A 12,802-nucleotide genomic window follows, 5' to 3' on the forward strand; every position below is an offset into this window, starting at 1 on the left:
CTTCGGGTACCCGCTCACTCGACGATCAGTTCGGTCTTGTCCGCGACCGCCTCGGCCTCCTCGAACTCGCCGCCGCCGAGCAGTCCGCGGGCCGCCCGCTTGCCCCACTCGACGGCCGGCTGGTCGAACGTCGAGACGTTCGCCAGTTCGCCGTACAGCACGCAGGCCGCCTCCATGGCGTACAGCAACTCGCCGACGCACTCGGCGTCCAGCCGATCGATCTCGACCCGCACCGAGGGACGGTCGGCGGCCGCGAGGCTCGCCTCGGTCGCCTCGAACTCCGCGCCCAGCAGGTCGCCCAGCGTCGACCCCCCGAGGTAGGACAGCCCCTCGATGTCGGTCTCGGGAATCTCCCGGTCGGCGTACTCGCGCGGGCGGAGCATGGTCACGACCTTGTCCCGCGGGCCGGCGCGGTAAAGCTGGAGCTGGGAGTGCTGGTCGGTCGCGCCGAGCGCCCGCGCGGGCGTCTGTCCCAGTCCGTCCTTCCCCAGGCTCTCGGCCCACAGCTGGGCGAACCACTCCGCGAAGAACTCCAGGCGCTCGGCGTAGGGGACGACGGCGTTGATGTCGGCCCCGCGCTGGGACAGCGCGTAGCTCACTGCACCGTAGGCGTAGGCCGGCGTGTCGAACAGCGACCCCGAAAGCGAGTCGGCGGCTCGCTGGCCGCCCGCGAGCAGGCCTTCGATGTCGTGGCCCTGGATCGCCGCGGGCACCAGCCCGACCGCAGAGAGCGCCGAGAAGCGACCCGGGACGCCCGTCGGCACGTCCAGCGCGGGCATGTCGTGGCGGTCGGCCAGTTCGCGGAGCGGCCCCTCCTCGCCCGTGGTGACCACCGTCCGCTCGGTCCAGTCGACGCCCGCCTGCTCCATCGCGTCGCGCACGACGAGGAAGTTAGAGAGGGTCTCGGCGGTGGTGCCCGACCGGGAGACGACGTTGACCGCGGTGCGGTCGAGCGGGACCTCCTGGAGAACCTCCCGGACTGCGGCGGGATCGACGTTGTCCAGCACGTACAGCGGCGGGGCGTCGGCCGACTCGCCCTCACTGTCGAGGCCCCCCAGAGCCTCCGAGATGGTCGCCGCGCCGAGCGCGCTCCCGCCGATCCCCACGGTCAGGATGGCCTCGGCGTCGGTCAGCGGTTCGACGGCCGCCTCGATCTCGGCGGCGTCGGTCCGCTCGGGCAGGTTCAGGGCGGCGTAGCCGAATTCGCGGTCTTCCCGGCCCGCCGCGATGCGTTCGTGTGCCCGTGCCACGTCCTCGTCGAGTCGCTCCAGCGCGTCGCGGCCGATCCCCGGATCGGCCTCGGCCGCGAGCGCGTTGCCGATGTCGACTCTCATGGGCGTCCGTGCACGCCGGGCGCGCAAAACGCTACTGTTCTCTCCGGCCGATCGCCGGCGGGAATCGCGTGGCTTTTCGGCACCCGCTACGTATCCTGTGGCGATGACCAGCGAGGCCGCAGACGCGTCCGCGGGAGCCGACGACGGCGAACCAGGCCCGCCCACCGACGAGAAATCGTACGGCGGCCTCTTCGGGGCCTACCCCTACGCCTTCCGCCGGAGCGACTCGCTGTTGTTCAAATCCTACGCCGCCATCGGCGGTCTGCTAGCACTCCTGATCGCGCTCCTGTTCACGTTCGGCCTGATCGGCGTCATCGCCAGCACGACCGGTACCGCCGGCGGCGTGTTCTCGTTCTCCCGGGCCTTCTTCATCTTCGTCGGGTTGCTCGTCGTCTTCCCGCTGCTGGCCCCGGTCCTCTCGGTCGCACGGCGACACCGACAGGTCGGATCGAACGCCCGCTACGACGCCGCCATCGCGTCTGCCGGCTACCTGTTCGTGCTGACGCTGTATCTGGCATTGCTGATATCGACGCCGCCGGAACAGCAACAGCCCGTCTCCGGTGTGTACGCGCCCGTCGTCGAACTCTTCTACGCCCTGCCTGCCCTCGCTGGGCTGGTACCGCCGGTGATCGGCGCGGCCGCAATCTACGTGGCCCACCGATTGACGAGATAAACTCGTCAACCAGGCCTGTGTTCTGGCGCTGAGAACTCGAAACGCGGAAACCCCGCGAGCCACAACCAGCGCCTATGAAAGACGCCACGTTTCTCGTCACGGCCGCCGACGAGGAGTCCGCGGTCCTGCAGGACGTGACCGACAGTCAGGTCCACACCCTAACCACCAACCCCGGTGTCGAGGTGGGGGAGGTCCTGACCGCCAGCATCGAACCCGAACCGCCGATGGAGGTCGCCTGGCAAGTCGTCGAGATCACCGACCAGCGGACGATTCCCGTCGAGCGGAGCCCGGAACCGCCGACCAAGCAGGCCAGAGAGATCGCCGGCGATCAGCCCGTCGGGGAGATCACACGGCAGGAACGCGCCGGCGAGGGCGAACTCCACGTCATCACCGTCCCCGAGGGGGAAGTCGACGACGCGGCCGCGGACGTGCTCGACGACGAGGAGACGCTGGCGCGGGCGGCACGACTGGGCGTCGAGCGCGTCGAGGTCCGGGCCGACGGACAGGCACTGAGCGTGCGCTATCTCCCCTGACCGCTAACGCGGGCGGTCGCTCGCCCGTCGGACCGGGACGGAGCTTAAATATCGCCGGAATCTGCCGGCTCTATTCTTATGCAGGTGGATCTAACAGTGGTAACTGAGCCCGTAGTGGGGGCGAGGGGGTAGTCGAGTAACGTGTCTCTCTCACCGTACGCGCTAGCGCTCTGCGTGCCCGTGGTGCTCGCGGTAGCGTTCCTGATCGAGACGTGGCGACGCTGCAGCGGGCCGGGAGTCAGAGCCCTGCGTCTGCTCCTGTGTTCGATCGTACTGTGGGCCGGCGGCGCCGCGCTCGCGCTCGCGGCATCGGACAGGGCGACCTGGCTCGCCTTCGAGCGACTGGCCTGGATCGGACGGATCGGCGTCCCGGTGGCGTGGGTGCTGTTCGCGCTGCAGTACACCGGCCACGGCGACCGCGTCACGCGCCGGACGGTCGCGGCCATCGCGCTGCCCGGGATCGCCATGCTCGCGCTGGCCTGGACGAACCCGCTGCACGAACTCGTCTGGTCCGAGGTCCGGATGGTGTACACTCAGGGGGTCGCCGTCGGGATCCAGGGCTTCGAGCCGGTATTCTGGGCGTTCACCGCCTACGCGTACGCGCTCGTACTGGCCGGCATCGTCCTCGTCATGCGACTGGTGTTCACCGCCGACCACCTGTTCGTCGACCAGGGCGTGGCGCTCACCCTCGGCGTCTGTGCGCCGCTTTTCGCCAACGTCGCCACCGTGATGGGTGCCGTCGGTCCGATCTCCGGCCTCGACCTGACGCCGTACATGTTCACGATCAGCGGCATCACCTACGGCTACGCCTTCTACCGGTCGGACCTGCTGGACCGGGTCCCCGCGACCCGCCAGATCGGCCGGACCGCCGTCGTCCGGAACATGCGCGACGGCGTCATCGTCGTCGACGAGGACGACGTGATCGTCGACGTGAACCCGATCGCCCAGGACCAGTTCGATCTGTCGACACCCGATGTCGTCGGCCGCCCGGTCCGGGCCGTCTTCGACGATCCGGAGTTCGAGTTGCCTGTCGGCGAGGGCACCGTCGTCTGGTCGGCGCGCGGCCCCTTCGAGTACGAGGTGAAGGTCTCGAAGCTCAGCGACCAGCACGGCCGTCGGCTGGGTCGCGTCCTCGTCCTGCGGGACATCACCGACCGGACCAACCGCCGCCAGCAGTTGCAGGTTCTCAACCGGGTGCTCCGGCACAACTTCCGCAACGATATGAACGTCATCGACGTCTGCGCGACACAGCTCGAAGAGCGGCTCGACGGGGAGGACTCGGAGCTGGCCGATCGCATCCGCTCGGTCGCACGGGACCTGAGCGAGACCGGTACCAAGGCACGCGAGATAGAGCGGATCATGTCCCGCCGGCACAACGATCCCCAGCCGATCGATCTGCCTTCGCTTTTGACCCGGCAACTCGACACGCTCCGGCACGAGTATCCCGCCGCCGAGATCGAGTCGGACCTGCCCGACGAACTGGAGATCGACTCGACCGGCATCCTCGAATCGGTCCTGGAGAACGTACTGGAGAACGCAGTCGTCCACAACGACTCACAGCGACCGCACGTCTGGGTCCGGGTCGATACGGACGACAGCGGCAACGTCGAAATCGCCGTGGCCGACGACGGCCCGGGCATCCCACAGCAGGAACGGGAAGTGCTGGTCAAGGGGACCGAGACGCCGCTGGAACACGGGAGCGGCCTCGGCCTCTGGCTGGTCAACTGGGGCGTGACGATACTCGGCGGCGAGATCGAGTTCCGCGACCGCGTGGCCTTCGGCCGGGACGAGGACGTGTCCGGGAGCGTCGTCACCATCTCGATCCCGCGGCAGGGGCCGACCGTCCACACCGCGACGGGCCGGCCGCCGGTCGATGCGGACTGAACGCCGCACGCGACGGTGCTCCCTGTCCGGGGAACCGGTGAGACGACAGATGAGATAAGAAGGCTTATTCGATGTTGTTGCACACGGTGGCGTATGGTGGAGTTCGAGGTACCGGGAGTCGGAAACGGGGGATGGTCCGGATGAGCGCCATGACCGACCTCCCGGACCGGTTCCCCGACGTCGACTACACGCGGTACACGAACAGACAACTCGCGGCGGTGCCGCTCGCCGTCCTCGCAGTCGCGCTGGCGATCCTGGCCGCCTGGTACGTGATGACCGGGTCACCGGTGGCACTCGGGATCGAGTTCACCGGCGGGACCGAGGTACAGATACAGACCAGTGCCTCCCAGAGCGAGGTCGAGCAGAGTCTGAGTGGGCTCGATCCGACGATTCAGCCCGTGCAGGTCAGTGGGGGAACTCAGGAGTACATCGTCACGACCCAGCAGACCGAGGGTGTCCGGCAGGCGATCGATAGTCAGGGGTACGAAATCTCCTCGTTCAGTGAAACCTCGGCCAGCTTCGGGTCCGACTCGGTGCAACTCACGCTGATGGGGCTCGCGGTCGCCTTCCTCGGGATGAGTCTGCTGATCTTCGTGCTGTTCCGGTCGTTCGTCCCGTCGATCGCGATCGTCATCTCGGCGTTTTCCGACATCGTGATCCCGCTCGCCCTGATGAACGTCCTCGGGCTCAAGCTCACGCTGGGGACGATCGCGGCACTGCTGATGCTGATCGGTTACAGCGTCGACTCCGACGTGCTGTTGAACAACCACATTCTGCGACGCCGCGGTGACTTCTACGAATCGGCCTATCGGGCGATGCGGACCGGGGTGACGATGACGCTGACCTCGATCGCCGCGATGGCCGTGATGTCCGCCGCGGCGTTCCTGCTCGCGATTCCGCTCTTGCCCCAGATCGGGCTCGTCCTCGTGCTGGGGCTGTCGGCTGACCTGATGAACACCTACATGTTGAACCTCAGCCTGCTTCGCTGGTACAAGTACGAGGGGGTCACACGATGACGGAGGGAGATCGATGAACGTCCGAGAGAACTGGCGGATCGTCCTGCTCGTCCTGTTCACGCTCGCCAGCGCCGTGATCCTGTTCGGCCCCTTCGTGGCCGCGCAGGCCGGCATCGGTGGCGGTGACGGCGGCGACGCCAGACCGGTCAACCTCGACTACGGGCTGCAACTGTCCGGTGGGACACAGATCCGCGCGCCGCTGGTCGGCATGACCGCCGAGGAGATCGAGTTCACACAGGACACGAACATGGCCGAGAACCGCCGGGCGATCGCGAACGACCTCGATCTCGAACCGAGTCAGGTGCGGTTGAGTGCCGGCGGTGGACAGTCCCAGGGCCAGCAACAGGCACAGGCCCAGGGTGGCGGCACCATCGAGGTGTTCTCCCGGAACGTCACGCAATCGGAGTTCGCCACGGCGCTCCAGAACAACGGGTTCGACGTGTCAGAGGATCAGATCAGGAGCGGTGTCACGGCACAGACCAGAGAGACGGTCGTCAACGTCCTCTCCGACAAGATCAACGAGGGCGGTATCTCCGGCGGGAACGTCAAGACCGCCGCCGCCGGTGACGAGTACTTCGTCGTCGTCGAGGTGCCCAACGCCGACGAAGGGGAGGTCAGGGACCTGATCTCCGGGACCGGTCGCGTCCAGATCGTGGCCCACTACCCCGTCCAGGAGAACGGGTCGACGGTCTACCGCCAGACGCCGCTTTTGAACAACAGCGACTTCACGAACATCGGGTCGGCCCAGCAGGCCGATCCCCAGGGCGGGATCAGCCAGCCCCACGTGCCGGTGTCGATCCGGCAGGACGGCTCGGCGGAGCGGTACTCAGAGCGGCTGCAGGAGTTCGGATTCACCGCCGAGGGGATCGGTAGCTGTCCGCCCAACGCGGATCAGAACCCGGACAACGCGTCCGGCTACTGTCTGTACACGGTCCAGAACGACCGTGTCGTCTACGCCGCCTCGATGGGACAGGACCTCGCCAACACGATGAACAACGGCGACTTCGCCAACGACCCCTCGTTCGTGATGACGACCACGAACATCAGCGAGGCCCAGCAACTCGCCGTCAACCTCCGTGCTGGTTCGATCCCGACGGAGATGAACTTCACCGCGGGCACCACTTACACGCTCTTGCCCTCGGTCGCCGAGCGGTTCAAGCTGTTCTCGCTGCTCGCGGGACTCGTCGCGTATCTCGCGGTCAGCGTGGTCGTGTTCATCCGGTACGGGAGTCCGCGGGTCGCCGTACCGATGCTGGCGACGGCCGCCGCCGAGGTGTTCCTGCTGCTCGGGTTCGCCTCGGCCATCGGGCTGGCGCTCGATCTCTCGCACATCGCCGGGTTCATCGCCGTGATCGGGACGGGGGTGGACGACCTGATCATCATCGCCGACGAGATCTTACAGGAGGGGAAAGTAGCCACCGGCAAGGTGTTCCAGAGCCGCTTCAAGAAGGCGTTCTGGGTCATCGGTGCCGCCGCTGCCACCACCATCATCGCGATGAGTCCGCTTACGGTGCTGTCGCTGGGCGACCTCACCGGGTTCGCCATCGTCACCATCGTCGGCGTCCTGCTGGGCGTGCTGGTCACCCGTCCGGCCTACGGTGACATCCTCCGGAACCTGATGCTCTCCGAGGAAGAGCGGGAACGCTACACCGAACAGTAACCCCTCTCTATCCCGGTATTTTCGCGATCTGAAAACGCTCCTGTACTTTTGTAGTGGTATAGCTCGTAGATTTAGGTGCAGTCACCCCACACTGCGACGTCCCCCCAACACCATTCCCACCCCCGTTTTCTACCCACCCATTCCCCCTCTCCTCTCGTTCCCCAACCGCCGAGTGACCGCTATCGCTCAGAACTCAGAGAGCGCCGACTGTTGGGCGGCCGCCAGTACGTCCTGACTCGTCGACCACGACCGCCGCGCACACGCCGGGAGATCGCCGGTGTCGGCCACGTACTCCCGGAGGAAGGTTCTGGTCGTGGGATCGCTCGGGTAGCCGCTGCCGATCTCGTGATCGTACTCGGCGGCGAGGGCCGCGACGTGTGCGTCCCGGGCGACCTTCGCGAGGACGCTCGCGGCCCCGACCAGCGGGTCGGCCTCGTCGGCCCCGTGTTCGGCCGTGATCGACACGTCGACCCCCAGTCGGTCGGCGACGCGGCGGCCGAAGCGGTCGGCGTCCGTATCGCCGGCGTCGACCACGCCGGCGTCGCCGTCACGCGCAACGCCGTCGAGTGCCTCGGCCTGTGCCGCGACGGTCAGCGTGTTCATATCGGTCTCCGGGTCGTCGATGCGCTCGGGCGGGATCTCCGCGACAGCGACGCAGATCCGGTCGTCGGCGCGCAGCCGGTCGGCCAGATCTTCGCGGCGGGCCGGCGCGAGGTTCTTCGAGTCGTCGATACCCTCGGGGACGGCGGCGGGGTCGGCCCGCACGGCCGCGGCGAACATCGACCCCAGCACGGGCCCCTTGCCGGCCTCGTCGACGCCGAACTGCATGGCTCAGGCGTCGGGTGACGGGCGCAAAAAGCAGGGGGTTCCTCAATCGTCGAGTTCGGTCCGGCCGAGTTCGGGCTCGTCGAGTTCCGGCTCCGCTATCTCGTGCTCGCCGATCTCGGGTTCGGCGATGTCGACCTCCGGCGGTTCCTCGTCCTCCTGCTCGGCCTCACGGAGTTTCTCGCGCCAGTCGACGTGGTTATCGATCCCGTGGCACATGGTAGTACACCTCACGAAAAACGAGGGGCTGGGGACGGAAAACCGTTGTGTCGATACAGTCCGAGCGGTGACTGCACTACATTCGATCGCTGGTGAGGGGCCTCAGTCGAAACGGGTCACTCCGTCATTCGAACATCGCACACAGGTCGGAGAGGTGCCTGTGAGCGGAGTCGTGTCCGTGATATCGGATGGAGCCTCTCTGTGCGTCGTAATCGATCCAGCCACGCCTGTCGAGTTTGGGGAGATGGGTATGAACGAGCTGGATGTCGAGCTGGTTCGCGTCGTGGCCGGAGGTTTCGTCGTCGAGGTGTGACAGGACCGTAGATACTGACACGATATCTGTTTCAGAAATACACTCAAAATAGTAAATAATTTCGCGCCGGAGGTCGTTGGCGAGGATTTCTAGAACTGAGTTAACATTTTCTGCACGGTTCGGATAACAAGCACTCGGTGCCATGCAGTCGAGAACACAGTTGTTTACTCAATAAAACCCATTGCCTACTGCGAAAACGGGCAAGATTATCCGTTGGTGATAGTGAGGAAACCAGCGGGATACCGCGCCTGCTGGCGACGGTCCGGGTGGTGTCCACGTGCCGTCGGGGCGACCGCCGACGAGCCGGCGATCACGCTTCGTCGTCGGTCTCGCCGTGTCGGAAGAACTCCTCGCGGGCGAACGGTTCCTCCTCGCCTTCCACGTCGATTACGTCCAGTGCGGTGACGACCGCGCCGGTATCCAGCAGGCCGGCGAGGCTGGGTTCGGTGCGGCCCTCGTCGCTGCTGACGAGTTCCTTGACGTAGAGTCCGCCCTCGCCCTCGACTTCGAGTTCGGCCTCGGTCTCGCCGGTCAGTTCGCCGTCGATGTCGTACACCTCGCGGGTCCGGGTCACGTCGGCGCGGCGGTGGGTGACGCGCTGGGGCGTGTCCTGGTAGATGGTCGCGCCGTCGAGTTGGTCGAGGGCTGCCTCGAAGGCGTCCTCGCTCACCGGGTCGTCCAGTGCCACGTCCATCCGGTAGGTCTTGTTCGCGTCGAGTTCCTTGACGCGCTCGACCATGTCGTGGGTGGCCAGCCGCAGGCCCTCGACCTCGACCTTGCCGTCGGCGAACTCGGCGATCTCGGTCTCCAGTTCCGCTGGGTCCACGTCACGGGTGTGTGGCTCCTTGATCTCGATGACGAACGGGCGGCCCGACTCGAGCATCAGTGCGTCCACGTCCTCACGACCCGCGCCGTGGAAGACGGCCTCCTCGCCGTCCATCGCGTCCAGCACCACCGGGGCGGTCAGTTGCTCGACGCTCTCGTCGTAGCGAAAGCCCGACCCGCCACAGCCGTCACAGGTGTCGCCCCGTTTCAGGCCGGTCCCGCCGCAGTCGTTGCAGGGCCACTTCGTCTGGGGGATGTCCCGCTCCAGTTTGCGGTAGCGACCGTAGACGAACGCGGAGTTGACCTGCACGTCGAGTTCGTCGGTCGCCAGGTCGAGCAGGACGAGCACGTCTGGGCGCTCGAAGTCGACCTCGGCGTCGGTCTTCGCGCCCAGTCGCTTGCCCACTTCCCGGTTGAGTTCGGCCTTGAGCTGTTCGCCGGTGTCGGGGTCGAGACCCACCTCTTCCCGGAGGAGGCGGTCGTTCTCCTCTAGCAGGGGCGGGACCTTGGTCCCGGTCTGGTAGGTGGCGAACTCGTAGGGGGCGAGCGCGTGGGCGGCGCGGTCGGCCCACTCCTCGTAGCGGTCGCTCTCGTCTTCACAGACCCAGCATGGGTCGTCCGGTTCGAGGTCGCCGACCGGGTCGTCGTCGTCGAGGGCGACGGCGACCCGCAGCGACCGGCCGCGCTCGCGGTTCGTCAGTCCGAAGCTCCGGTCGGCCACCAGCCGCCCGAGGCAGGCGTCACAGAGCGGGCCCGAATCGAGGGCCCGACGGGCGGTCTCGAGCACTGTCATTGTCGGGCGGAGGCGGGGCGCGCCTAATTCCCTTTCCTTTCGACGCGCCTCAGGACCGCAGCGTCGTCTGCAGGTTGTACGGCTTCTCGCCGGTGAGCCACTCGTAGGTGAGTTCCGTGCTGGTGAGGCTCGCCCGGACGCCGTCGTGGTCGGTCCGCAGGAGGACGTTCTCCGCACCCGCCAGCGCGGGGCTGTCCTCGCAGTTCCAGAACAGCGGGTCGTCGGTCCCGCGGAGGGTGTAGTAGTCGATATCGCCCGGCGTCTCGTTCTCGTTGAGCTCCGCGAGCGGGTGGCCGTCGACGGTGTCGTAGTCCCGCCGGAGGAAGTCACTCATCTTGTAGGTGCCGCCGGTGAGGCCGGCGGTGGCGGCGTAGGAGCTGAGGACCGTGCCGTGGTTCGCGCCGGCCATGAACACACAGGTGTCGACCCAGTCGTAGCGATCCTCGCGGTGGAGCCAGTACCGCGCGCCGGTCACGCCCAGACTGTGGGCGACGATATTCACCCGATCGCTTCCGGTGTGGTCCCGGACGTTCTCGACGAAATGGTCGAGCTGGTCGGCCATGCTCGCGTGGCTCGGGCTCCCCGCCTCGAAGGTGATGGCCCAGAGGTCCTCGCCCGAGTAGGCGCGGTTCAGGAAGAACTCGGCGTGGTCGTCCCAGTCGCAGGCGTCGCGCTGGTTCCCGTGGACGAACACGACCGGTGTCTCGGCGCTGTCGGACCCGGTGTCGTGGTGCTCGTGGCCGCCCCAGCCCCCGTACCCGGTGGTGGTCCACGGCAGTCGATCGTCGGCGCTGCGTTCGTGTCGGCAGTCGACCCGGCATCCCCCGTTGCGACGACATCGCCGCAGTCCGGCGAGGTTCGAAGTCAACTGCTGGAGGACGGGCCGTGACCGACCCGACCCCCTGTCGACGGACATACCTGAGTAGTGTGAACGTTTCACATATATATCTGTCTCCTTACAACGGAATTCGAACGGCGAAACAAACGTCTGACTGGTAATCGAAGAGGGGCAGCGATTACCGTATGTCGGGTGGAAGTCGACGAGAGATTACCATTCGAAAATCGTCCGGGCGACGACTGCGACGGGACCGGATACCGGCGTGGTCTGTGCGCCGTCTTAAAATGGCGTACCATTGAGGCGGTACACGTTTTTGTGGGTCCGGTGAACGACGGAAAGGATGCAGCGCGAGTACTTCGATTCTGATCAGGTGGACGTGGGGGAGTCGGTCGCCGAGAAACACGAGCAGGTCGCCAGCGAGGCGGTACGTGACGAGGAGTACGGGCTGCTCGTCGGTGGCGAGTGGGTCGAGTCCGAGAGCGGCGAGACGGCCGAGTCGGTCGACGCCACGACCGGCCAGCGACTGGCCCGCTTCCAGAAGGGTACGGCCGCGGACGTGGATCGGGCCGTCGAAGCCGCACAGGAGGGCTTCGAGAAGTGGTCGGTGATGTCGCCCCAGCAGCGCTCGAACAAGCTGCTGGAGGTCGCGGATCGGCTGGAAGATCGCCGCTCGGAGATCGCCCGCCTCGATTCGCTGGAGGTGGGGAAGGCCAACCAGCACTCGATGTTCGTCGACCTCGAAGTGGCCATCGAGCAGTTCCGCTACTTCGCCAGCCTCGCACGTACCGCCGACGAGGGACGGCGACCCCCGGCCAGCCCCGACCGGCTGACCTACACCCAGAAGGAACCGTACGGCGTCGTCGGACTGATCAGTGCCTGGAACTTCCCGGCGATGTTCGTCGCCTGGAAGATGGCCCCCGCACTGGCCGCGGGCAACGCCGTCGTGTTCAAACCCTCTTCGCGGGCCTCCCTCTCGACGCTGGAGATGGCCCGTACGATCCAGGAGGTCCTCCCCAACGGGGCCGTCAACGTCGTCACCGGCGCGGGCAGCGAAGTGGGCAACGCCCTCACCGGTCACGCCGGCGTCGGCAAGGTAGCGCTGACTGGCTCGACCGCGGCCGGTCAGTACACGATGCAGAACGCCGCCGAGAACATCACCCCCGTGTCGCTGGAACTCGGTGGCAAGAGCCCGAACATCGTCTTCCCCGACGCGGACATCGAGAAGGCCGTTCAGGGCTCCATCATCGCCTCGTGGTTCAACGTCGGTCAGCAGTGTACGATGGGCTCGCGCATGTTCCTCCACGAGGACATCTACGACGAGTTCCTCGAAGCGTTCGTCGAGGCGACCGACGACCTCCAGGTCGGCGACCCGCTCGATCCGCGGACCGACGTGGGCCCGCTCATCGACCACGACCACCTCGAAGACGTGCGTTCCTACGTCGACACGGCGCTGGAGGAGGGTGCCGAACTCGCGTACGGCGGCGAACAGCCCGCCGACGCCGACCTCGACGGCGCACCCTTCTACAAGCCGACGATCCTCACGGGCATCGACAACGGAGACACCATCGCCTGTGAGGAAGTGTTCGGCCCCGTCCTGAGCGTCCTGGAGTGGTCCGATTACGACGAGATGATGGCCGAGGCCAACGACACTATCTACGGGCTTGCGTCGGGCGTCTGGACGACCGATCTGGAGAGCGCGAAACAGGCCGCAGACGATCTGGAAGCCGGGACGGTCTGGGTCAACACCTACAACGATATGTTCGAGCCCAGTCCCTACGGCGGGTACAAACAATCGGGCATCGGCCGCGAACTCGACGAGTCGACGCTCGAGGACTACACCCAGCAGAAGTCGGTGACGATGAACTTCGGCGGCCTGCCGGATATGTAAG

General features: G+C 66.5%; 12 protein-coding genes. 7 read left to right on the plus strand and 5 right to left on the minus strand.

What is annotated here, in order from left to right; translation table 11 throughout:
- Nucleotides 1–14: 14 nt before the first annotated feature.
- On the minus strand, nt 15–1,334 hold the full coding sequence (locus tag BV210_RS11100) for a glucose-6-phosphate isomerase (protein WP_077206731.1): 1,320 nt from the start codon (nt 1,332–1,334) through the stop codon (nt 15–17).
- Between the two features lie 103 nt (nt 1,335–1,437).
- On the opposite strand from BV210_RS11100, the gene BV210_RS11105 reads away from it, so the two are divergent.
- The 5 genes from BV210_RS11105 to BV210_RS11125 all read left to right on the plus strand — a co-directional run bounded on the left by BV210_RS11105 (nt 1,438) and on the right by BV210_RS11125 (nt 7,100).
- Nucleotides 1,438–2,007 (plus strand): hypothetical protein, encoded by a 570-nt coding sequence (locus BV210_RS11105; protein WP_077206732.1) that lies wholly within the window; start codon nt 1,438–1,440, stop codon nt 2,005–2,007.
- Between the two features lie 74 nt (nt 2,008–2,081).
- Nucleotides 2,082–2,540, plus strand: a complete 459-nt coding sequence (locus BV210_RS11110) for a DUF5812 family protein (RefSeq protein ID WP_077206733.1) — start codon at nt 2,082–2,084, stop codon at nt 2,538–2,540.
- A gap of 141 nt (nt 2,541–2,681) precedes the next feature.
- Nucleotides 2,682–4,424, plus strand: coding sequence for a histidine kinase N-terminal 7TM domain-containing protein (locus BV210_RS11115; RefSeq protein WP_084802618.1), 1,743 nt, complete (start codon nt 2,682–2,684; stop codon nt 4,422–4,424).
- 140 nt (nt 4,425–4,564) lie between these two features.
- Nucleotides 4,565–5,440, plus strand: a complete 876-nt coding sequence (gene secF / locus BV210_RS11120) for a protein translocase subunit SecF (RefSeq protein WP_305794031.1) — start codon at nt 4,565–4,567, stop codon at nt 5,438–5,440.
- Nucleotides 5,441–5,453: 13 nt separating this feature from the next.
- Nucleotides 5,454–7,100: a preprotein translocase subunit SecD gene (locus BV210_RS11125; RefSeq protein WP_077206735.1), complete on the plus strand. Its 1,647-nt coding sequence runs from the start codon at nt 5,454–5,456 to the stop codon at nt 7,098–7,100.
- 186 nt (nt 7,101–7,286) lie between these two features.
- Here BV210_RS11125 and rnhB read toward each other — a convergent pair whose 3' ends face one another.
- Together rnhB and BV210_RS19875 are read right to left on the minus strand one after the other, a co-directional pair.
- Nucleotides 7,287–7,928: a ribonuclease HII gene (rnhB, locus tag BV210_RS11130; RefSeq protein WP_077206736.1), complete on the minus strand. Its 642-nt coding sequence runs from the start codon at nt 7,926–7,928 to the stop codon at nt 7,287–7,289.
- A gap of 42 nt (nt 7,929–7,970) precedes the next feature.
- The gene (locus BV210_RS19875; RefSeq protein ID WP_157525973.1) at nt 7,971–8,144 is read right to left on the minus strand and encodes a hypothetical protein; all 174 of its coding nucleotides are present in this window, start codon (nt 8,142–8,144) and stop codon (nt 7,971–7,973) included.
- Between the two features lie 160 nt (nt 8,145–8,304).
- On the opposite strand from BV210_RS19875, the gene BV210_RS19880 reads away from it, so the two are divergent.
- Nucleotides 8,305–8,457, plus strand: a complete 153-nt coding sequence (locus tag BV210_RS19880) for a hypothetical protein (protein ID WP_157525975.1) — start codon at nt 8,305–8,307, stop codon at nt 8,455–8,457.
- Nucleotides 8,458–8,767: 310 nt separating this feature from the next.
- Here BV210_RS19880 and BV210_RS11140 read toward each other — a convergent pair whose 3' ends face one another.
- A complete protein-coding gene (locus BV210_RS11140) occupies nt 8,768–10,075 on the minus strand; it encodes a tRNA pseudouridine(54/55) synthase Pus10 (RefSeq protein ID WP_077206738.1) in 1,308 nt (435 codons plus the stop codon).
- Between the two features lie 49 nt (nt 10,076–10,124).
- Entirely contained in the window at nt 10,125–10,991 is an 867-nt protein-coding gene (locus BV210_RS11145; RefSeq protein WP_077206739.1) for a triacylglycerol lipase, read from the minus strand.
- A gap of 262 nt (nt 10,992–11,253) precedes the next feature.
- Between BV210_RS11145 and BV210_RS11150 the strand changes: the two genes are divergently transcribed.
- On the plus strand, nt 11,254–12,801 hold the full coding sequence (locus tag BV210_RS11150) for an aldehyde dehydrogenase (protein ID WP_077206740.1): 1,548 nt from the start codon (nt 11,254–11,256) through the stop codon (nt 12,799–12,801).
- The last annotated feature ends 1 nt before the right edge of the window (nt 12,802 follow it).

Origin of the sequence: Halorientalis sp. IM1011 (assembly GCF_001989615.1) — an archaeon.
Classification (GTDB): domain Archaea; phylum Halobacteriota; class Halobacteria; order Halobacteriales; family Haloarculaceae; genus Halorientalis.